The 21615-nt window shown below is 34.0% G+C and carries 22 protein-coding genes; 21 read left to right on the top strand and 1 reads right to left on the bottom strand.

Features of this window, described 5'->3' with window-relative positions; translation table 11 throughout:
- Positions 1-453: a DUF861 domain-containing protein gene (locus H1220_05365; GenBank protein ID QMI85160.1), complete on the top strand. Its 453-nt coding sequence runs from the start codon at positions 1-3 to the stop codon at positions 451-453.
- Between the two features lie 531 nt (positions 454-984).
- Entirely contained in the window at positions 985-1884 is a 900-nt protein-coding gene (locus tag H1220_05360) for a cation transporter (protein QMI85159.1), read from the top strand.
- 220 nt (positions 1885-2104) lie between these two features.
- On the opposite strand, the gene H1220_05355 is transcribed toward H1220_05360, so the two are convergent.
- Positions 2105-3007, bottom strand: coding sequence for a PocR ligand-binding domain-containing protein (locus H1220_05355; GenBank protein ID QMI85158.1), 903 nt, complete (start codon positions 3005-3007; stop codon positions 2105-2107).
- A gap of 346 nt (positions 3008-3353) precedes the next feature.
- On the opposite strand from H1220_05355, the gene pduB reads away from it, so the two are divergent.
- The 19 genes from pduB to cobA all read left to right on the top strand — a co-directional run bounded on the left by pduB (position 3354) and on the right by cobA (position 21607).
- The gene (gene pduB / locus H1220_05350; GenBank protein QMI86662.1) at positions 3354-4055 is read left to right on the top strand and encodes a propanediol utilization microcompartment protein PduB; all 702 of its coding nucleotides are present in this window, start codon (positions 3354-3356) and stop codon (positions 4053-4055) included.
- Between the two features lie 24 nt (positions 4056-4079).
- A complete protein-coding gene (locus tag H1220_05345) occupies positions 4080-5741 on the top strand; it encodes a propanediol/glycerol family dehydratase large subunit (protein ID QMI85157.1) in 1662 nt (553 codons plus the stop codon).
- 22 nt (positions 5742-5763) lie between these two features.
- A complete protein-coding gene (locus H1220_05340; GenBank protein QMI85156.1) occupies positions 5764-6435 on the top strand; it encodes a propanediol/glycerol family dehydratase medium subunit in 672 nt (223 codons plus the stop codon).
- A 26-nt stretch (positions 6436-6461) separates the two neighbouring features.
- On the top strand, positions 6462-6929 hold the full coding sequence (locus H1220_05335; protein ID QMI85155.1) for a diol dehydratase small subunit: 468 nt from the start codon (positions 6462-6464) through the stop codon (positions 6927-6929).
- 18 nt (positions 6930-6947) lie between these two features.
- A complete protein-coding gene (locus H1220_05330) occupies positions 6948-8783 on the top strand; it encodes a diol dehydratase reactivase subunit alpha (protein QMI85154.1) in 1836 nt (611 codons plus the stop codon).
- Positions 8784-8796: 13 nt separating this feature from the next.
- Positions 8797-9177 carry a glycerol dehydratase reactivase beta/small subunit family protein gene (locus H1220_05325; GenBank protein QMI85153.1) on the top strand — a complete coding sequence of 127 codons (381 nt, stop codon included), beginning with the start codon at positions 8797-8799 and terminating at the stop codon, positions 9175-9177.
- A gap of 18 nt (positions 9178-9195) precedes the next feature.
- Positions 9196-10020, top strand: a complete 825-nt coding sequence (locus tag H1220_05320; GenBank protein QMI85152.1) for a heme-binding protein — start codon at positions 9196-9198, stop codon at positions 10018-10020.
- A 22-nt stretch (positions 10021-10042) separates the two neighbouring features.
- On the top strand, positions 10043-11239 hold the full coding sequence (locus H1220_05315) for an acetate kinase (GenBank protein ID QMI85151.1): 1197 nt from the start codon (positions 10043-10045) through the stop codon (positions 11237-11239).
- 207 nt (positions 11240-11446) lie between these two features.
- Positions 11447-12811, top strand: coding sequence for a cobyrinate a,c-diamide synthase (locus H1220_05310; protein QMI85150.1), 1365 nt, complete (start codon positions 11447-11449; stop codon positions 12809-12811).
- Positions 12811-13758: a cobalamin biosynthesis protein gene (locus H1220_05305; GenBank protein ID QMI86661.1), complete on the top strand. Its 948-nt coding sequence runs from the start codon at positions 12811-12813 to the stop codon at positions 13756-13758. Before H1220_05310 ends, H1220_05305 begins: the two co-directional genes overlap by 1 nt.
- Before the next feature lie 18 nt (positions 13759-13776).
- Positions 13777-14460 carry a cobalt-precorrin-8 methylmutase gene (locus H1220_05300; GenBank protein QMI85149.1) on the top strand — a complete coding sequence of 228 codons (684 nt, stop codon included), beginning with the start codon at positions 13777-13779 and terminating at the stop codon, positions 14458-14460.
- Between the two features lie 27 nt (positions 14461-14487).
- The gene (locus tag H1220_05295) at positions 14488-15612 is read left to right on the top strand and encodes a cobalt-precorrin-5B (C(1))-methyltransferase (protein ID QMI85148.1); all 1125 of its coding nucleotides are present in this window, start codon (positions 14488-14490) and stop codon (positions 15610-15612) included.
- A complete protein-coding gene (locus H1220_05290) occupies positions 15603-16217 on the top strand; it encodes a cobalt-precorrin-7 (C(5))-methyltransferase (GenBank protein ID QMI85147.1) in 615 nt (204 codons plus the stop codon). Before H1220_05295 ends, H1220_05290 begins: the two co-directional genes overlap by 10 nt.
- Positions 16207-16797 (top strand): decarboxylating cobalt-precorrin-6B (C(15))-methyltransferase, encoded by a 591-nt coding sequence (locus H1220_05285; GenBank protein QMI85146.1) that lies wholly within the window; start codon positions 16207-16209, stop codon positions 16795-16797. Before H1220_05290 ends, H1220_05285 begins: the two co-directional genes overlap by 11 nt.
- Before the next feature lie 23 nt (positions 16798-16820).
- Positions 16821-17594 carry a cobalt-precorrin-4 methyltransferase gene (locus tag H1220_05280; GenBank protein ID QMI85145.1) on the top strand — a complete coding sequence of 258 codons (774 nt, stop codon included), beginning with the start codon at positions 16821-16823 and terminating at the stop codon, positions 17592-17594.
- Entirely contained in the window at positions 17584-18645 is a 1062-nt protein-coding gene (locus H1220_05275) for a cobalt-precorrin 5A hydrolase (protein ID QMI86660.1), read from the top strand. The genes H1220_05280 and H1220_05275 overlap by 11 nt, the downstream gene beginning before the upstream one ends.
- Before the next feature lie 28 nt (positions 18646-18673).
- Positions 18674-19399, top strand: coding sequence for a precorrin-3B C(17)-methyltransferase (gene cobJ / locus H1220_05270; protein QMI85144.1), 726 nt, complete (start codon positions 18674-18676; stop codon positions 19397-19399).
- Positions 19396-20145 carry a precorrin-6A reductase gene (gene cobK, locus H1220_05265; protein ID QMI85143.1) on the top strand — a complete coding sequence of 250 codons (750 nt, stop codon included), beginning with the start codon at positions 19396-19398 and terminating at the stop codon, positions 20143-20145. Before cobJ ends, cobK begins: the two co-directional genes overlap by 4 nt.
- 16 nt (positions 20146-20161) lie before the next feature.
- Positions 20162-21607, top strand: coding sequence for a uroporphyrinogen-III C-methyltransferase (gene cobA, locus H1220_05260; GenBank protein QMI85142.1), 1446 nt, complete (start codon positions 20162-20164; stop codon positions 21605-21607).
- Positions 21608-21615: the final 8 nt, after the last annotated feature.

Genomic DNA, 21615 nt, shown 5'->3' with positions numbered 1-21615 from the left:
ATGGCAGATGTAAATCGTTCAGAACTAGAAGCATTAGTTCGTAAAATTTTATTAGAAGAATTATTGTCAAAAGACTCAGCTAAAAAAATTAGTAAAGCAGGCGTAGCATCTATTGCTTTACCAACTTTAGATGTTCGTGCTGAAGATCGTTTAGATACAGGTAATCCAAATCACTGTGTATACACACGTGACTTGTTAACATTAGAAGAAAGTCCAAGATTAGGTCTTGGCTTGATGACAATGGAAAAAACAACTTTCCCATGGCATTTAGACTATGATGAAGTGGATTACGTGATCGAGGGTCAATTAGATATTATTACTGGAGATGAAGTAATGAGTGCAGGTCCAGGAGAAATTTTATTTATTCCAAAAGGAAGCGATATTCAATTCTCTGTTAAAGACAAAGCACGTTTTATCTATGTAACATATCCAGCTGACTGGCAAAATCAATAATAAAATGATGAATCGTATTGATGAATGAAATCATCAATACGATTTTTTTGGTTCTATGTCAAATGGTGTTGGTAGAGAGAAATAATGAGTATATTAGTAGTGAATGGCATGACCCATTCACTACCTTTTTCCCATTCTTTTTCTGCCACTGAGAATGGTGTTATATAATTAAAATACGTAATAAAATAAGAGTATCTATAATAAATTGTTTATAAAGGAATAGTTTTTCGTAAAATTATAGTTGTAAGCAAAAAAGTAAGTATTCCATTAGTAAGAAATATTGACTGTTTTTTATTTTTAGATTAAAAAGTGTGTCAATATTTTTTCTTTTGTAGATACTCTAACAGAAAAATAGAATAAATGATACAACAAATTGATATATTGATCTTTTAGTTCGTCATTTTTCTATTTAATTTAAATAGAAGATAAAATTTCTTAAAATTAAGTTAGTATATATCTCTTTCTTTTGAAAAAATAAAAAGAATTTGTTATACTGGATATAACATACTTATTAATAATAAGGAGGATGACATGCAAAAAGAAATAGAACGAAAGTCACTGAATGTTAATTTTATTATCAATTTTATTGTTGCTCTATCGGGTATTATTGCGTATTTTATGACAGAAATACAAGCCTTATTACTTGATGGATTTTTTTCTTTTATTAGTTTTTTATCGGCAATTATTGGTATTTATGTATCGAGAATAAGCCATAAAAAAACAGATATTTATCCAAATGGTTTACATTTTTTGGAACCTTTGTATGCCATTTTTAAATCTATTTTAATCTTGTTTTTGTTTTTGATTGCTTTTATAAATGCAACAGATAATGCACTTCAGTATGTTTTAAAAAGAGAGGGAGAACCTCTTGATATTGGTCCTATTGTGCCGTATACGATTTTTGTCGTTGTGTTATGCTTTGCATTAAGTTTGTATACACATTACCAAAATAAAAAAATAAATCATATTAGTACGATATTATCAGTTGAAGCAAAGGGTAGTCTTATTGACGGTCTACAATCGTTAGGAGCTGGATTGGCATTTTGTTTATTATATCTCATTGATATTCAAGGTCCACTCGGTTTTTTACACTATACAGGAGATTTTTTTATTACAACGATTTCTGTTATCCTATTGTTGAAAGAGCCTATTCAAATGCTACGCTCATCCTTTATTGAATTATCTCAAGGATTAGTGACAGATGAAGATATTACGGAACCGATTGATGAATTGATTGTAAAACATTTTTATCCTATTTTACCGGATATGCACTATCAAGTGATCAAAATTGGCATGGCAATTAAAGTAAGACTTTACGTTCAAAAAAATGAATTAAACTATGTAAAAGATTTACTTGATGTAAAGCAAGAATTTTTAAATGATTTACAAACACTTTATCAAACAGCTAGATTAGAGATTATTCATATATAAGTGTTAGAGAAGTTAAACATACTATAATTGTTTAGCTTCTTTTTATTTAGAAAGAAAACTTTGAATAATAGAGAGATTAATATGATTATAGAGAATAAAAAGTTAATCTAAAATTAAATGGATAAAGTTAGTGATGAATAAGAATTTTTTATTAGATAATTTCTATTTATCCTAAAAAATTATAGCCGGTTCCCTGTCGATAGGGAACCGGCGAATTTTTTTATAGTTGATTGCGATATTCAGATGGTGAGTATCCAGTAATTTTTTTAAATAGTTTACAGTAATAACTTGGTTGGCTATAGCCGAGTTCGTTGGCAATCTTTTCAATAGAGCGTTTTTTATCTTTTAGCATAGATAATGAACGTTCGATTTTTTTCTGATTAACATAGTCGATAAAGCTAAATCCGGTTTGTGATTTAAAGAGTTTGCTGAAATAATCAGGATTTAAATAAACATGTTCGGCGACTACTTTTAAATGGATATTATTGGTTAAATTTTTATCGATATAGCGAATAGCTTTAGCAATATCACTTCTAATTTCTTTGTGTTCGTGGATTTTTCTATTTGCATTGACTAAAGGTTTTTCAATTTCTTCTATGTCTTGAATATCGTACGAGATTTTTGGAGAATGTATTTGTTGACTAGGGAAGTGATATTGTGTCAAAATACGTAAAATTTCGGCGGCACTTTTAACTTGTTGCGCATTTACTTTGCGTATGTTTTTATATGCTTTTAATAATTCAGGATATAAGTGCCAATCGCTTTTTTGATAAATAGGAGGAAATTTTTGATCTGTCGTTAATACTTGTCCACTTAAAATAAAACCGACTAGTTGTTTATCAATAACGACAGGCATGGCTAAATCGGTTAATCCAGCATGACAAGTGTAAGGAATAGGTTTTTGTTCTTTGGCTGCTTCTAACCCTCCATATAAATCACATTTTTCGCAAATTTTTTTATATTCAGGTTTTGTTCGCATAATGGCACAAAATTCACTGAATTGATGCCATTCAGATATTTCTTCTCCATTGATGCCTACTAAAACGGTTGCCAAGCCTGTTGCTTGGGAAAATTCTTGAAGAATTTTGTTAAATTTTATTTTATTTTCTGTATTTTGAAACATAGCCATCAAGCTCCTTCACAAAGATTGTACTCTTTATAACAAATCCGTTAAATTTTAAGGTAGAAATATCAAAAAAATACTAATTTTAAAAAAGGATTTTCTTTGTTAAAATGTCGTTTTTTTAACAGTAATTCCTTTTGAAATACGGATAAAATCAATAAAATATAATTTTTAAGGCGTTTACATTTATTACATTATATCAAAAAAATACTAGTTTGAATACTATAAGGACTTATTTTTTATCCGTAAAATAACTGTTTTGGTGAAAAGGGATACAATATAATATAGATATCAAATGGTCAATATTATATCACTTGATTATTTAGAAAAATTAGGAGGAAAAAACATGCATGCAAGAGCAAATATTACAGAATTTGTAGGAGTAAATCCTATTGGAGAAACAATAGGTCTAGTCATTGCAAATGTAGATCAACAAATTTTAGATGCTATGAAATTGGAGAAAAAATATCGTTCTATCGGTGTTATTGGTGCTAGAACGGGTGCAGGTCCTCATATTTTAGCAGCAGATGAAGCCGTTAAAGCAACAAATACAGAAATCGTGAAAATTGAATTAGCACGTGATACAAAAGGTGGAGCAGGTCACGGAAATTTAATTATTTTTGGTGGCGACGATGTATCTGATGTGAAAAGAGCGGTTGAAGTAACATTACAAGAAGTGACACGTACATTTGGTGATGTGTATGGAAATGATGCAGGACATATTGAATTACAATACACAGCTCGTTCTAGTCAAGCGTGTGAAAAAGCATTTGGTGCACCTATTGGAAAAGCATTTGGTTTAATTGTTGGAGCACCTGCAGCGATCGGTGTTGTTATGGCTGATACAGCTGTTAAAGCTGCAAATGTTGATGTCATTGGTTATGCATCTCCTAGTGATGGCACAAGTTTTTCAAACGAAGTTATCCTATTTATTAGTGGAGATTCTGGAGCTGTTCGTCAAGCAGTTATTTCAGCAAGAGAAGTTGGTAAAACATTATTAGGTACATTGGGAGATGAACCAACAAATTCTCAACCGTCATATATTTAATAAAATGAGCATAGGAGAAAAATCATGAAATCAAAAAGATTTGAAGCATTAAGAAATAGACCTATCAATAAAGATGGTTTTGTGACTGAGTGGATAGAAGAAGGACTTATTGCAATGGAAAGTCCAAATGATCCTATTCCAAGCATAAAAATTGAAAATGGTGTTGTTGTCGAATTAGACGGCAAAAAACAAGCAGATTTTGACTTGATTGACCAATTCATTGCGACATACGGTATTGATTTGACAAGAGCCGAAGAAGTTATGCGTATGGATTCTAGAGATATTGCCAATAAAATATTAACACCAAGTGTTCCAAGAGAAGAGATTGTACCATTAACAACAGCAATGACACCTGCCAAAATTGTTGAAGTGGTTAGTCATATGAACGTTGTTGAAATGATGATGGCAATGCAAAAAATGCGTACAAGAAAACCAACGGCTACACAATCTCACGTAACAAATGTGAATGATAATCCTGTTCAAATTGCAGCAGATGCTGCTGAAGCTGCTTATCGTGGATTTGCAGAACAAGAAACAACTGTTGCCGTTGCACGTTATGCACCATTTAATGCTATTGGGATTATGATCGGTTCACAAGTTGGTCGTCCTGGTGTACTAACACAATGTGCCCTTGAAGAAGCAACAGAATTAGATTTAGGAATGCGTGGATTTACAGCTTATGCAGAAACAATTTCTGTATATGGAACAGAAGATGTCTTTACTGACGGAGATGATACACCTTGGTCTAAAGCCTTTTTAGCATCAGCTTACGCTTCTCGTGGATTGAAAATGAGATTTACATCTGGTACAGGTTCAGAAGTGCAAATGGGACAAGCAGAAGGAAAATCAATGTTGTACTTAGAAGCACGTTGCTTATATATTACAAAAGGTGCTGGAGTACAAGGTATTCAAAATGGTTCTGTATCTTGTATTGGGGTACCAGCAGCAGTACCGTCTGGTATTCGTGCGGTATTAGCAGAAAACCTAATTGCTACAATGCTTGATTTAGAATGTGCATCTTCTAATGACCAAACATTTACACATTCAGATTTAAGACGTTCTATTCGTACATTGATGCAATTTGCACCAGGAACAGATTTTATTAACTCTGGATATTCTTCTGTACCAAACTATGACAATATGTTTGCTGGTTCTAACTGGGATGCAGAAGACTTCGATGATTATAATATTTTACAACGTGACTTAAAAGTAGACGGTGGATTAAGACCAGTTAAAGAAGAAGATGTTGTTAAAGTAAGACATAAAGCAGCTAGAGTGATGCAAGCACTATTTAAAGGGTTAGGCTTACCAAAAATTACAGATGAAGAAGTGGAAGCAGCAACTTATGCACATGGTTCTTTAGATATGCCTGCACGTGATAAAGTTGAGGATATTAAAGCCGCTGTTAATTTATTAGAACGCGGTTTAACAGGTATTGATTTAATTAAAGCATTGGCAAAAAATGGCTTTAGCGATATTGCTGAAGAAATTTTGAACTTATTTAGACAAAAAACAGCCGGTGACTTTTTACAAACATCTGCTATTTTTGATAGTAAATGGCAAGTTATTTCTGCAATTAACTGTCCAAATGATTATGTTGGTGTTGGAACAGGACATCGTTTAGTTGGAGAAGAGTGGGAAAAAGTTAAAAATATTCCAAATGCCATTGATCCACGTGATATTTAAGGAAAAATAGGAGGAAAAAGATATGGTAGAGGTAAATGAAGCCTTATTAAAATCTGTTATTCGTGATATTTTACAAGATGTATTAAAAGAACAGGCTAATCAAAAACAAGATGTTGTAAAAACACCAGAAAAACCGGCACAAGTACGTTATGAAGATACAGTGTTAAGAACCATTGGAACAGCACAACCAAGTCATTCTGTTGATGAAGTTGTGATTGCTGTAAGTCCTTCTTTTGGACGTGCACAAACAAAAACAATGGTAGATATTCCTCATAAAGAAGTATTAAGACAAGTTATTGCTGGTATTGAAGAGGAAGGATTAAAAGCAAGAATTGTACGTGTTTATCGTTCATCAGACGTTGCTTTTGTGGCTGTTGAAGGAGATCACTTATCAGGTTCTGGTATTTCTATTGGTATACAATCTAAAGGAACAACGGTTATTCATCAGCGTGATTTACCACCTTTAAGCAATTTGGAGTTATTCCCACAAGCGCCATTATTAACAGCTGAAACATATCGTTTAATTGGTAAAAATGCTGCGAAATATGCAAAAGGTGAAACACCTAATCCTGTGCCTACATTAAATGATCAAATGGCACGACCAAAATATCAAGCATATTCTGCATTGCTACATATTAAAGATACAAAATGTGTCGTTAAAGGGAAAGCAGCAGAAGAATGTGAGCTACTTTAATAAAAAAAGAAAAGGAGCAAAGAAACATGTCAGAAATTGATACATTATTAAAAAAATTATTGGACAATGTTCAGAGTGAAGAAGTTGGAGTAGAGGATTATCCTATTGCACAAAAACATCCAGATTGGATAAAAATTGGAAAAGATAAAACGTATGCAGATATTACATTGGAAAATGTTTTAAATGATACAATTACAGCAAAAGAGTTAAGAATTTCTTCTGATATTTTAAAAAAACAAGGGGATATTGCTACAGCTGGCGGACGTCCAACGATTAAAAATAATTTTTTAAGAGCCGCTGAATTAGTAAGAGTTCCAGATGAACGTGTATTGGAAATGTATAATGCACTTCGTCCATATCGTTCATCAAAAGAAGAATTATTGGCGATTGCTACTGAATTAGAAACAAAATATGATGCACCTATTTGTGCAGGTTTTGTGAAAGAGGCAGCTTTACATTATGAACGTCGTAAAAAATTAAAAGGCGATAATTAGTCAGTTAGGAGAAAACGTATGAAAACAGTTATCGGTATTGATATTGGTAATTCATCAACGGAATCAGCTTTAGCGACTGTTGATGACACAGGAGTCGTACGGTTTGTTTCTTACGGAATTTCTGATACAACAGGTATCAAAGGAACAGTTGACAATGTTCATGGTATTTATCAATCCATTGAAAAAGTATTAAAAGATACACCATATACTTTAGAAGATATTGATTTAATTCGTATCAATGAAGCTACTCCAGTTATTGGTGATGTGGCAATGGAAACCATTACGGAAACGATTATCACTGAATCAAGTATGATTGGACATAATCCAAGAACTCCTGGAGGAATTGGGCTAGGTGTCGGTGAAACAGTGAACATTGTCGATTTGATTTCCAAACCAATGGATAAAGATTATATTGTTATTGCACAAAAAGAAATTGACTTTGATATGGTGTCTGAACTAATCAATGCATACGTGAAACGTGGGTATTCGATTGTTGGGGCTGTTTTACAAGCAGATGATGGTGTTTTAGTGAATAATCGTTTGCATAAAAAAATACCAATTGTTGATGAAATTGCGTTTATTGATAAAGTGCCTGTTGGTATGCTTGCTGCACTAGAAGTTGTTGAAAAAGGAAAAGTTATTTCTGAGTTATCAAACCCTTATGGGATTGCAACGGTTTTTCAGTTGAACTCAGAAGAAACAAAACATATTGTACCGATCGCAAGAGCATTGATTGGGAATCGTTCAGCAGTTGTTATTAAAACACCTGAAGGAGATGTTCAATCAAGAGTTATTCCAGCGGGAAATATTCAGATTATTGGAGAACATCGCAATTCTCAAGTGAATGTATCTAAAGGTGCACAATGTATCATGGAACATATTGTCGAAGTAGGTACGATTAAAAACGTCACTGGAGAATCTGGGACAAATGTTGGTGGTATGTTAGAAAAAGTTCGACAAACAATGTCTGAATTGACTGGGAAAAATTCTCAAGATATTTATATTAAAGATATTTTAGCAGTTGATACAGTTGTACCAATTGATGTTAAAGGCGGTTTAGCAGGAGAATTTTCAATGGAGCAAGCTGTCGGTATTGCTTCAATGGTTGAGTCTGACAAGTTACAGATGTCTTTGATTGCACGTGAAGTATCCGATACGTTAAAAATCCCAGTAGATATTGGTGGATTAGAAGCAGAATCTGCGATTTTAGGGGCATTAACGACACCAGGAACAAATAAACCATTAGCTATCTTAGATTTAGGAGCAGGGTCAACTGATGCGTCTATTATCAATGAAAAAGAAGAAATGGTATCGGTGCATTTAGCCGGTGCAGGTGATATGGTAACAATGCTTATTAATTCAGAACTAGGTTTAAATAATAAGCATTTAGCTGAAGACATTAAAAAATATCCATTAGCAAAAGTGGAAAGTTTATTCCATATACGTCATGAGGACGGTACTGTTGAATTTTTTGAACATCCGTTATCAGCAGATTTATTTGCACGTGTGATTATTGTAAAAGATAATAAAGAGTTTGTACCATTGATGCAAGATGATGTATCTATTGAGAAAATTAAGCTAGTTAGACAAAGCGCTAAACAAAGAGTTTTTGTAACAAATACTATTCGTGCGTTAAAAACAGTAAGTCCAACAAGCAGTATTCGAGATATTCCATTTGTTGTTATTGTAGGGGGCTCAGCCCTTGATTTTGAAATTCCTCAATTTGTAACAGATGCTTTATCACATTATGCTATTGTTGCTGGACGAGGTAATGTTAGAGGTATCTGTGGTCCAAGAAATGCTGTAGCAACAGGTCTTGTTCTAGCGTATGCCAAAGAATTGATGAAAAAATGAGAGGGTGATATTGATGAGTATTTATGCACAGAAAAAACCCACAATCAATATTTGGCTTGATGATAAAATTGATGAAAAAGATATTCAAGAGATTTGTTATGGCATTGAAGAAGAGGGCATTCCTTTTTCCGTTGCTTATAAATCATCGAATCATAATGCTGTGACATTGAGCTATCAAGCTGCTTTAGAATCTGATTTATTAGTCGGTATTGGTGGAACAGCAACAGAATTTGTTCTGCATTATAAACATTTACCAACAGAGCGCTTTTTGTATCGGTTAAATCGAAAACAAGAAACAACGCCTCGAGAGTTGAGAATTTTAGGAAGTAATGCAGCAAAATTAGTAAAAGGTGAACCTTTTATTGTATCAAGTGTTTTTGAAAAATCATTTTAACGTAAAGGAGATGACAATATGAATAACTTAAAAAGTAAGCAACTTTTGAAGCTATTGGTGATTTGTTTTAATCAATTATGCGATGAAGTGCATACGTCGTTTGGAAAAATAAGTTTGAAAAAAATTGCATCTACTTTGCAAAATGTCACGATTGATAATGTTGTTTCTGCCAGTGATGCTGCTTATTTGCATAAGATTCATTCAGAGTTATCGGCAAATTGCTGGCAAGAGATAACTGTATCAGGTGAAACGCTCTTGATGATAAAAGAACTTGTGGAAATCTTAGTACATGACTATAAAGACGATATATCGAATGATTTGTGTGATTATATACAAAAAGTTTATGAAGTTGCGGTGTTGTCTGAAAAAATAGATTATCAAGAGCATATTTATGAAAAAGTATTGCAAGAAGTTTGTCATACACAAACAAGACAAAGTATTGATTTGCATGAAAAAGCGACTGGGCTATTACGTAAGAGTATTGAGGTTGCGCATGAATTAGGTGTATTGATTGTTTTTAGTTTAGTGGATGCACATGGACATGTGATTTTAACATATTGTATGGAAAATGCTCTTTTAGTCAGTCAAGAAATGGCTTATAAAAAAGCATATTCAGCCGTTGCGATGAAAATGCCAACAAGACAGTTAGCACAGTTAACAAAAATAGGAGAACCTTTATATCAATTAGAAACGATGTCTGATAATACGCTTGTTAGTTTAGCGGGGGGAGAACCTATTTATTCAAATGGTCTGCTAATTGGTGGATTAGGAATTAGCGGTGGTTCATTGGAGCAAGACCAATATATTGCAGAGAAAGTGTTAACTTATTTGTATACAGAGTAATCATAACGTTGGAGGAGAGAATATGACGAAAAAAATATGTGCCATAAATGCTGGGAGTTCTTCTTTAAAATGCCAGTTATTTGAGATGCCGGAAGAAAAACTTATTATGAAATGTTTGTTTGAAAAAATCGGACAAGAACATTCTAGTTTGACTTTGACGTATGACAATCAAGTATTTAAAGAAGAACATACTTTTAATACACATCAAGATGCGATTAGTTGTTTGTTACAGTTGATGATAAAATTGGGTATTGTTGACAATTTATCTGAAATAAGTGGAATTGGACATCGAGTTGCACATGGTGGAGAGTTTTTCAAAGCCTCAGCTATTGTTGATGATCGAGCGTTAGAAGAAATAGAAGCTTTAGGTGCTTTAGCACCTAGTCATAACCCAGTAAATGCCAAGGGTATTCGTATTTGTCGTGAGTTGTTGCCTAATTCACTTCAAGTAGCTGTTTTTGATACAGCATTTCATCAAACATTGGAAAAGGAACATTTTTTATATCCTATTCCATATGAGTACTATAAAGATTTTAGCATTCGTAAATATGGGTTTCATGGAACCAGTCATCAATATATTTATCAAGTATTAAAACAACAAAAGGCGTATAAAACAGTGCCTTTAAAAGTGATAAATTGCCATTTAGGTAATGGATGTAGTTTATGTGCTATAAAAGATGGTAAATCTGTGAATACGTCCATGGGATTTACACCACTAGCTGGTGTAATGATGGGTAGTAGAAGTGGTGATATTGATGTTAGTATTCTACCGTTTTTACAAGAAAAAACCAATATGACACCACAAGATATGTTACAGATGCTTAATCAACAATCAGGTTTATTAGGTATTTCTACTGTGTCAAACGATATACGTGATATTTTAGCATTGGTCGAACAAGGAGATGAACAAGCTTGTTTAGCTATTGAGATGTTTACGAATCGTATTGCACAAACGATTGCTAGCTATATTGTTGACTTAGGTGGAGTAGATGTGATTTCTTTTACAGCTGGTATTGGAGAAAATGCAGCCTATATTCGTGAAAAAATCATTCAAAAATTAGCTTGCTTTTCTATTTTTGTAGATAAAGTGGCGAATGAAAAAAATAAATTATTTATTCACGCTGCAAAATCAAAAGTAAAAATTGCGATAGTACCAACAAATGAAGAACTAATGATTGTGAAAGATACTTATGCATTATTATGCAATGTGGATAAATAATCTAATTTATTAAACTAAAATGCTTACATTCTTTTGACAGTTTGAACATTTTGTAGTAGAATTTATTCGACACGACGATGTGTACTCGATTTTTTATGTTAGCAATGGAGCTACAAGAAACAGATAGAAAATGTTTTTTGTGGCTCTTTTTATTTTTTAAAAAGAGTATTTTTGCGTTGTGAACAAAAAAACATAAGGACTGATTGCATGAAACAATTTATGTTAGCAGGTGTATCAAGTGGTGTTGGAAAAACGACCATTACACTAGGTATTCTAAAAGCTTTAGCAAATAGAAACTTAGTCGTTCAACCTTATAAAGTCGGACCAGATTATATTGATACAGCCTATCATACACGTATTGCCAAACGACCTTCACGCAATTTGGATAGTTTCATGATTCCAGATGAAGATCGCTTGAAATGGTCTTATTCTAAATGGCATCAACAAGCAGATGTTGCTGTCATTGAAGGGGTTATGGGATTTTATGACGGTTTAGGCACTGATAAAGATTGTGCTTCATCGGCTGAAATTGCTAAAAAAATGGGTGTGCCCGTTATTTTAATTGTAGACGGAAAAGCGACTTCAACGTCTGCAGCAGCCATTGTACACGGTTTTGCTTCTTTTGATAAAGATGTCAATATCGCAGGTGTCATTATCAATCGTGTGGCCTCTCAAAATCACTACGAACTGATCAAAGGTGCTATTGAGCGTTATACAAATGTTGAAGTCTTAGGGTATTTCCCTAAAAACATCAATGTTGAATTACCATCAAGACATCTTGGATTAATTCCAGATGTTGAAATGGAAAATTTAGATAAAACATTTGATACATTAGGTGAATTAGCAGAACAATATATCCAATTAGATAGATTGTTAGAAATTGCTGATTTACCTAGAGTAGAACAAGTAAGCCCTTTTAAAACAAAAGATTATACTGGTTTAAAAATGGCTTATGCTTTAGACGATGCTTTTCATTTTTACTATGAAGATAATCTTGATCTGTTAAAAGATTTAGGTGTGGAACTTATTCCATTCAGCCCATTAAAAGATAAAAGCCTTCCTAAAGCAGATGTGTATTATTTTGGTGGAGGATTTCCTGAAATTTATGCAAAAGAATTGGCAGAAAATCAATCCTTTAGACAGTCTGTTTATCAAGCCTCTATAAATGGTGCCCCTATCTATGCTGAATGCGGTGGGTTGATGTATTTAGGTAAATATTTAGAAACAGACGGTCAAATATTTGATATGGTTGGTGTATTTGACGGAAAAAGCGTCATGACACCAAGACTTAAAAAATTCGGCTATTGCCAAGCAACAACGAAAGTAGATAGCTTATTTGGAAAAGCGGGTACACAAGTACGTGGACACGAATTTCATCATTCAACATTTGAAACAAATGAACCAACTGTTTTAGATATGGAAAAAACACGTGATGGAGAAGTTGTTTCTCGTTGGGATGGTGGCTACAAAGTACGTCGTACATTTGCAAGTTATCTACATGTTCATTTCTACCAAAATGAAGAATTATTGTTTAATTGGTTAGATGATGTGAAAGAGGCAATGAACAAATGATTGCCATTATATCAATTTTTATTGCAGTCATATTGGACTGGTTAATTGGAGATCCATATCATTGGCCACATCCAATTAAATGGATTGGTAACTACATTTATTTTTGTTTAAAACAACAAGAAAAATGGAAATTAAATGGCTATTTATTTGGGGCACTTTTATGGATAACAACCGTATCGTTAACCGGAGGTATAAGTTATGGTGTTCTATGGAGTGTACAGCAATTACATAGTATTGTTTATTGGATAGTGTGGACATATTTGGCTTATACGACACTAGCTGCTAAAAGTCTTGCTTTTGAAGCAATGAAAGTTTATCGAACATTGGTTTATGGAACGATTGAAGAAGCACGATATCAAGTTGGTATGATTGTTGGAAGAGATACAACTGAATTAACGAAAGAAGAAATTCGAAATGCTACCATTGAAACAGTGGCAGAAAATACGAGTGACGGTGTTATAGGACCACTTCTTTGCCTATTTATTGGCGGACCGGTATTGGCAATGATTTATAAAGCCATTAACACATTAGATTCTATGGTGGGATACAAAACAGAAAAATACAAACAAATGGGATTTGTATCTGCCAAAATAGATGATATTGTCAATTTAATACCGGCACGTTTGACATGGCTTTTGCTTATGCTTGCCAGTGTTGTGTGTCAATTAAATGTGAAGCAAGCAATAATGATTGGCATTAGAGATCGTTATCAACATGCCAGCCCAAATAGTGCTTTTCCAGAATCTGTTGTTGCAGGTGCTTTAGGCATCCAATTAGGCGGAACACATGTATATCATGGACAAGTCATTGAAAAACCAATGATTGGAGAAAAACAAAGAGAAGTCGACAATCAAGATATTTTATCAACCATACAATTATTATTTATCAGTAATGCACTTGCTTTAATGTTATTTACAGTAACGGCATTATCAATCTATATTTTTTAACATTAGGAGATTAACAAAATGAGTTATATTAAAGACCCAAGTTCAATCGAAGCAAAAAGCTTCCAAATTATTCAATCTATTATTGACGAAGAACATGCAGGATATACATTTAAAGATGGTATGGAAGAAAGTATTATAAAACGTGCTATCCATACATCTGCTGACTTTGATTATTTATATAATTTAAAATTTTCAAATGATGGCGTTCAAAATATTATTCGTGCTTTAGAAGAAAAAGGAACGATTTTCACAGATACAAATATGGCATTAAGCGGTATTAACAAACGTATTTTAGATGAATTAGGCGTGAAATACAGCTGCTTAGTCAACGATGAAAATGTTGCGAAATATGCAAAAGAACATGGTATTACACGTTCAATGGCAGCTATTGAATATGCTGCTACAGTTGAAGGGCCAAAAGTCTTTGTATTAGGAAATGCACCAACGGCTGTTTATAAAGTGATTGATATGGTTAATGAAGGTAAACTTGTTGCTGATGCTGTTGTTGGTGTACCAGTAGGATTTGTTGGTGCTGCTGAATCTAAACAAGCATTACACGACAGTGATATTCCAGCTATTTCAGCTTTAGGTAGAAAAGGTGGAAGCAATGTTGCGGCAGCCATTATCAATGCGATTTTATATCAATTACAATATAAAACAGAAGACTATCAACGCTACTATACACCAGACAAGAAAGACTAGTAGTTTTAGAAAGAAGGCTTTATCAAAGTGGAAGAGTATGCTTACGTTAATGGTAAGAAATTAAAAAAAGGGTATACAACAGGAACGTGTGCAACAGCTGCAACGGTTGCTGCCCTTTATATGATATACAATCAAGAAATTGAAGATAAAGTAACGGTTCATACAGCTTCTGGTGTAAAAGTAACCGTGTCTTTACACGATCAATCCTTTGGAGAAAACACAGCAACAGCAGCCGTTGAAAAAGACGGTGGTGATGATGCAGACGCAACACATGGTATGTTGATTTACTCAACTGTTACTTTATTACCAGACCAAAAAGAGATTATCATTGATGGTGGTGAAGGTGTTGGTCGAGTGACTAAAAAAGGTTTGGCAATCAGCGTTGGAGAAGCTGCTATCAATCCAACACCAAGACGTGTCATAGAAGAAGCAGCAAGGGAGATTATTGGTGAAAACTGTGGTGCAAAAATTGTTATTTGGGCACCAGAAGGTGAAAAACGTGCTTTATTAACGTACAATCCAAGATTAGGTATTGTTGGCGGTATTTCTATTTTAGGAACAACAGGGATTGTTAATCCAATGTCAGAAGATAGTTGGAAAGCAGCTATTACAGTGGAATTAACAATGCTGTATAAAACAGGCGCAACAAGTGTTGTTCTAGCACCGGGAAATTATGGTGAAGATTTTGCGACAGGTACAATTGGTATTAATAAAGAACGTATTGTGAATATGAGTAATTTTATTGGGCATGTTCTAAAAGAAGTACAACGTATTGGCTTTACAAAAGTATTGATGATTGGGCATATGGGCAAACTTGTAAAAGTTGCAGCAGGTATTTTCTCAACGCATAGTAAAGATGCTGATGCACGTATGGAAACATTGATTGCTAATTTAGCATTATTAGGTGCACCAATCGAGTTATTACAAGAAGTTGATAAATGTTTAACGACAGAATCAGCAGGTGAAGCTATAGAAAGATATGGATATACGCATGTGTATCAAGTGATTGCCGATAAAATTAAAGGACGCAGTGAACGTTTATTAAAATATAAAGAACCAAAAGTCGAAGTGGATGTTGTGATTTTTTCTTCTGATACAGGCTATTTAGCATCAACAAAACCATTAGAAGATATTAAGGAGGAATGGGTATGATTTATGTCATTGGTATAGGTCCTGGAGATACACGTTATGGATTATTAGGACATGAAGATTTATTTAAAAAGGCTGATTACATTATTGGAAGTGATCGTCATTTAGAAATTTTACCTGAAGAATATGCACACAAAGGTGTTGTACCTCCTAAAAAATTATTGGCTTTAGAAGAATTATTACGTAGTTATGATGAAGATAAAACACTTGTGTATTTAGCTTCAGGAGATCCTCTAATTTATGGATTAGGAAAATGGTTATCCGAGAAATTTAAAGGTCAAGTAGAAATTATGCCAGGTGTTAGTGCTATGCAATATTTGGCAAGTAAAGCATTTATTCCAATGAATGATGCCTATTTGACAAGTAGTCATGCCAAAATCCCTAATTTTGATTTGATTATGAGTTTATCAAAAGTGTTTATGGTTACAGATGATCATGTTGGTCCGTATCAAATTGCTCAAGAAGCTGTACAACGTGGTTTAAACAAACGTGTGATTATAGGTGAAAATTTAAGTTATGACGATGAAAAAATAACATCATGTCTTGCACAAGATGTTGAAGATAGAGAATATAAAATGAATGTGGTGGTGATCATGGATGAGAGATAATGAATTTATTCGTACAAAAGTACCTATGACAAAAGAAGAAATTCGAGCTATTAGCATAGATAAATTACAATTACACCGTGCAAAAAGAATGCTAGATGTTGGTTCAGGTACAGGAAGCGTGACTATTCAAGCAGCACATATATATCCAGAGTTAGATGTTGTTGCCATTGAAAGAAATCCAGATGCCGTAGCATTAACATTAGAAAATATTGAAAAATTCAACTGTAAAAATGTTACCTTACATGAAGGGCTTGCCCCTATCTCATTAGAAGGGCAGTTTGATGCTATTTTTGTAGGTGGTACAGGTGGCAATATGCGTGAAATTTTTGACTGGTGTCATGAATTACTCGTGCCGGGTGGACGTTTAGTCTTAAACTTTATCTTATTAGAAAATGCCATTGAAGCAGCAGAAATCGCTGAAGAAATGGACTGGCAAGAATTGGAAGTAACAAGTATTCAAGCAGGTCGTTGGACAGGTTTAGGCAAAGGCCATTATTTTAAACCACAAAATCCAACGATTATCGTATCGTGTGAAAAGGCATTAGAAAATCAAGAAGCACAAGAGAGTGCACAAGCATAAACGGATTAAAGAGGAGAAAAACTATGTCAAAAGTACATTTTGTTGGTGCAGGACCAGGAGATGTGGATTTAATCACATTAAAAGGATATAAACAATTATCACAAGCGGATATTGTTATTTATGCCGGTTCATTAGTTAATCCAGCATTATTAGAATACTGTAAAGAAGGCGCAGAAATTTATGATAGTGCGAGCATGCATTTAATGGAAATCATTGATGTCATGGAAGCAGGTGTTAAAGCAGGAAAAGATGTTGTGCGCTTACAAACAGGAGATTTTTCTATTTATGGTTCTATTCGTGAACAAACAGAAGAAATGAAAAAACGTGGTATTGAATTTGATTGCACACCAGGTGTTAGCTCATTCTTAGGAGCAGCCTCAAGTATTGGAACTGAATATACAGTACCAGAAGTATCACAAAGTGTCATCATTACACGTATGGCAGGTAGAACACCAGTACCAGATCGTGAATCATTAAGAAGTTTTGCACAACACAGAACATCTATGGCGATTTTCTTATCTATTCATGGTGTTGAAAAAGTTGTTGAAGAATTAGTAGAAGGTGGGTATCCAGTAACGACACCGGCAGCTGTTATTTACAAAGCAACATGGCCTGAGGAAAGAAAAGTATTTGGTACATTAGAAACAATAGCAGACAAAGTAAAAGAAGCAGGTATTACAAAAACAGCTTTGATTTTAGTTGGTGATTTCCTAGGAGAAGAATTCTATTATTCAAAACTATATCATGAGGAATTTGAACATGAATTCCGTCACGGGAAAAGTAGCCATGCAAAATAATCATCAATCAACCTATGCTATTGTTGCTTTAACAGAGGTTGGAAAAAAAACCGCACTCACATTACAAGAAAAATTAGATAAAAAAAGTACGGTATATACAATGCCTAAAATTTCTGATGAAAGAACGGTTGCTCTACAAGGAAGTCCTGTTAAAGCTATCGCAACACTTTTTACAGAAGTTGATGTATTAATTTGTATTATGGCGACAGGTATTGTCGTGCGTTCTATTGCACCAGTAGTTGCTGATAAAGCAGCCGATCCAGCTGTTATTGTTATGGATGAAAAAGCAACAAATGTCATCAGCTTATTAAGTGGGCATTTAGGAGGAGCAAATACGATTGCTACACAAATTGCTGAATTATTAGGTGGTAATCCGGTGATTACAACAGCAACTGATGTTCAAAATGTGGCAGCATTAGATACTTTAGCCCAATCTGTTAATGGTTGGCGTAGTGAATTACGTCCATTCATTAAACCGTTTAATAGTTATTTAGGTAGTAAAAAAACCGTTTATTTCTATCAGGAAAAACCATGGGTTAGTGATTTTCGTGGTCTAACAGTCATTGGAAAAGATGATTTAGAAAATGTGTTACAAGGAAGCGATCCTATTATTGTGATGACAACAGAACAGATGGATGTTTTTAGAGATGATGTAGCCGTTATTTATCCTAAACCATATATTTTAGGTGTTGGTGCTAGAAAAGATGTAGCTGCAGATGTTTTTGCACAAGGATTTCATCTATTCTGTCAGCAAGAAGGCATTCATCCAAATGAGATTTCTAAAATCGTGAGCATTGATGTAAAAAAAGAAGAGCATGCCATTTTAGAACTTGCTAAAACATTGTCATGTCCTTTTGAAACATTTACAAAAGAACAATTATTAGTCGTAGCAGACAAATACCCACAATCTGAATTTGTGAAAAAAACAGTGGGTGTTGGAAGTGTTGCTTTAGCAAGCGCTGATGTTGCAAGTGGTGGTCAAGTATTAACCGATCGCTTTGCAAAAGACGGATGTACGTATGCTTTAGCAAAATATCCAGTACAAAGATAAAAAAGATGCACATATGAAGGAGAAAAATATGTTATACGTTATTGGCTTAGGACCAGGTAAAGAAGAATTGATGTCACGTGAGGCATTACAAGCTATTGAGGATTGTGAAATTATTGTTGGTTATTCAACATATATGCGTTTAATCCGTGATTTAGTAAAAGATAAAGAGCATGTTGCAACAGGTATGCGTCAAGAAATCGATCGTTGCCAAAAAGCGATTGATTTAGCGATTGAAACAGGTAAAAATGTTGGTGTTGTATCAAGTGGAGATGCCGGTGTATACGGTATGGCTGGATTGATTTTAGAATTAATTGGTGAAGATTCTGATTTAGAAGTAAAAGTTGTTCCTGGTATTACAGCAAGTTTAGGTGCTGCTGCGGTAATGGGTGCTCCATTGATGAATGACTTCTGTCATATTAGTTTAAGTGACTTGATGACACCAATGCCTATTATTGAAAAACGTCTACATGCGGCTGCACAAGGAGATTTTGTTATTTGCTTGTACAACCCAAGAAGTAAAGGTAGACCAGATCATTTATCAAAAGCATTATCTATTATTTCTCAATATAAATCTGAAGATACTATTGTTGGTATTGGTAAAGATATTGGTCGTAAAAAAGAAGAGTATGTTTTAACAACAATTAAAGACTTAGATGAGTCATTAGTAGATATGACAACTATTGTTATCATTGGAAATAAAGAAACATACATTAAAAATGGCCGTATGGTGACACCAAGAGGATACACATTATGATGAAGTTATTATTTGGTGGAACATCAGATAGTACTGCTATCTTAGGATTATTAAATGAATTAAATATTTCGGTTACCACATCTGTGGTAACCGACTATGGTAAGCATTTAGCTTCTAAATATGGACAACCCGTTATCCAAGGAAGATTGACTGCTGAGGATATGGTGTCTTTTATTAAAGAAAATAATGTCGATGAAATCATTGATTCGACACATCCATTTGCCGATATTGTATCAAGGGAAGCAATGCGTGCTGCAGAAATGGCTGGTGTAAAATATATGCGTTTTGAACGTGTTGCAACATCAGATTTAAGTGGTGCGATTGTTGTTTATTCAACACAAGAGGCGATTGAGGTTATCAAAGATTTAGGACATGTCGTTTATTTAGGCACAGGAAGTAAAACATTGCCTTTATTCGTTGATGGTTTACCAGATAAACGCATTATTGCTCGTGTGTTACCAACATCAGAGGTATTACTTGCTTGCGAAAAAATCGGTATGGTAGCCGATCAAATTGATGCTATCAAAGCACCATTTACAAAAGAATGTAATAAAGAATTATTAAAACGTGCGAATGCCAATGTTTTTGTCACAAAAGAAAGTGGCGATGTTGGTGGGGTGCGTGACAAGATTGATGCATGTTTAGAATTGGGTATTGATTGTGTGGTTATTTCACGTCCAAAAGTTGAATATCCAGCAATGGTATCAACAATTGATGAATTACGTGATTATTTGGTAAAACAATAATCAAAAGGAGAATAAAATGTCTGGATTAGTAACATTACTAGGAGCAGGTCCTGGAGATGAAGAATTAGTAACTGTCAAAGGACTTAGACGATTAAAAGAAGCAGATGTTGTTGTGTATGATAGATTAGTCAATCAAGCACTTCTACAACACGTAAAACCTACAAGTGAAAAAATTGATGTTGGTAAAGCACCAAACATGCCTTGTGTGAAACAACGTGATATTGAAGCAATTTTAATCGAAAAAGCAAAAGAAGGAAAACATGTTGTCCGTTTAAAGAGTGGCGATCCTTATGTTTTTGGTAGAGGTGGAGAAGAAGGCATTGCTTTAAAAGAGGCAGGTATTCCTTTTGAAGTTGTACCAGGTGTGACATCTGCTATTGCAGGATTAACATACGCAGGTATTCCAATTACTTATCGTGATATAGCAACAAGTTTCCACATAATTACAGGTCATTTACAAGATGAAAATGAAGCATTGAACTGGGATGCTATTTCTCAATTAAAAGGAACACTCGTCTTTTTAATGGGAATGAAAAATTTAAACAATATTGTAACAGAACTTGTGACAAGAGGATTTGATAAAGAAACGCCTGTTGGTATTGTTGAATGGGGAACACACCCACAACAACGTTCTATTAAAGGAACGCTGGAAACAATTGTATCCCTTGTATCAGAGCATCAATTTAAAGCACCAAGTGTTATTGTGATTGGTCAAGTTGTTGCGTTTAAAGATGATTTGAATTTCCATGAAGCACTCGCTTTATTTGGTAAACGTGTGTTAATTCAACAATCTGAAACAGGTAAATTGCCAAAATTATTAAAAGATGCGGGTGCTAGTGTTTATACGTTCCCAGCAAGAAATACGTTCTTAAAACAACACTTTACATTACCTGATTTAGACAAAGTTAATGGTTTATTCGTCACAGACGCACATAGTTGGAAATATTTCTTAACTGAATTAGTATCGCAAGGTAAGGATATTCGTTCATTACAAGACAAACATATTTATACATTAGGACATCATACATTAAAAGCTGTCAAAGAAACAGGTGTTTTAGTGGACTTATCTGTTAATCAGTTTGATGATGCAATGCTAGTGGATGCTCTAAACAATAAACAAGAACAATTTATTGCACTTGTTGATAAAGAAAAACATGAAGCAATGACTGAAGTATTCAAAGACATTATAGCTTTAGAAACACATGATGTGACATTTGATCATGCCGTTCTATCTGATAATTGGCAAGACCTTGATGTTATTTGTTTACCAAATTCAGTTGCAGCACAAACATTGGTTGCTGTAAGTGAACAAGTTGATGTTTCTTTAAAAGAAAAACCAGTGATTGTTATGGGAGAAATGACAAGAAAAGTGGTTGAGAAAGCAGGATTTACAACAATTGTTGAAACAGATGAACCGACTATTTTATCTATTGTCAAAACATGTGAACGTATTTTAAATTAGGGAGGGAT

It is taken from the genome of Carnobacteriaceae bacterium zg-84 (assembly GCA_013874835.1).
Lineage (GTDB): Bacteria > Bacillota > Bacilli > Lactobacillales > Aerococcaceae > WM01.
This window is presented reverse-complemented; position numbering and strand designations above follow the sequence as displayed.

Bases quoted from the DNA above. Each gene is read 5' to 3' on its own strand.
- H1220_05365 (QMI85160.1), top strand. From the start codon at position 1: ATGGCAGATGTAAATCGTTCAGAACTAGAAGCATTAGTTCGTAAAATT.
- H1220_05360 (QMI85159.1), top strand. From the start codon at position 985: ATGCAAAAAGAAATAGAACGAAAGTCACTGAATGTTAATTTTATTATC.
- H1220_05355 (QMI85158.1), bottom strand. From the start codon at position 3,007: ATGTTTCAAAATACAGAAAATAAAATAAAATTTAACAAAATTCTTCAA.
- pduB (QMI86662.1), top strand. From the start codon at position 3,354: ATGCATGCAAGAGCAAATATTACAGAATTTGTAGGAGTAAATCCTATT.
- H1220_05345 (QMI85157.1), top strand. From the start codon at position 4,080: ATGAAATCAAAAAGATTTGAAGCATTAAGAAATAGACCTATCAATAAA.
- H1220_05340 (QMI85156.1), top strand. From the start codon at position 5,764: ATGGTAGAGGTAAATGAAGCCTTATTAAAATCTGTTATTCGTGATATT.
- H1220_05335 (QMI85155.1), top strand. From the start codon at position 6,462: ATGTCAGAAATTGATACATTATTAAAAAAATTATTGGACAATGTTCAG.
- H1220_05330 (QMI85154.1), top strand. From the start codon at position 6,948: ATGAAAACAGTTATCGGTATTGATATTGGTAATTCATCAACGGAATCA.
- H1220_05325 (QMI85153.1), top strand. From the start codon at position 8,797: ATGAGTATTTATGCACAGAAAAAACCCACAATCAATATTTGGCTTGAT.
- H1220_05320 (QMI85152.1), top strand. From the start codon at position 9,196: ATGAATAACTTAAAAAGTAAGCAACTTTTGAAGCTATTGGTGATTTGT.
- H1220_05315 (QMI85151.1), top strand. From the start codon at position 10,043: ATGACGAAAAAAATATGTGCCATAAATGCTGGGAGTTCTTCTTTAAAA.
- H1220_05310 (QMI85150.1), top strand. From the start codon at position 11,447: ATGAAACAATTTATGTTAGCAGGTGTATCAAGTGGTGTTGGAAAAACG.
- H1220_05300 (QMI85149.1), top strand. From the start codon at position 13,777: ATGAGTTATATTAAAGACCCAAGTTCAATCGAAGCAAAAAGCTTCCAA.
- H1220_05290 (QMI85147.1), top strand. From the start codon at position 15,603: ATGGGTATGATTTATGTCATTGGTATAGGTCCTGGAGATACACGTTAT.
- H1220_05285 (QMI85146.1), top strand. From the start codon at position 16,207: ATGAGAGATAATGAATTTATTCGTACAAAAGTACCTATGACAAAAGAA.
- H1220_05280 (QMI85145.1), top strand. From the start codon at position 16,821: ATGTCAAAAGTACATTTTGTTGGTGCAGGACCAGGAGATGTGGATTTA.
- H1220_05275 (QMI86660.1), top strand. From the start codon at position 17,584: ATGCAAAATAATCATCAATCAACCTATGCTATTGTTGCTTTAACAGAG.
- cobJ (QMI85144.1), top strand. From the start codon at position 18,674: ATGTTATACGTTATTGGCTTAGGACCAGGTAAAGAAGAATTGATGTCA.
- cobK (QMI85143.1), top strand. From the start codon at position 19,396: ATGATGAAGTTATTATTTGGTGGAACATCAGATAGTACTGCTATCTTA.
- cobA (QMI85142.1), top strand. From the start codon at position 20,162: ATGTCTGGATTAGTAACATTACTAGGAGCAGGTCCTGGAGATGAAGAA.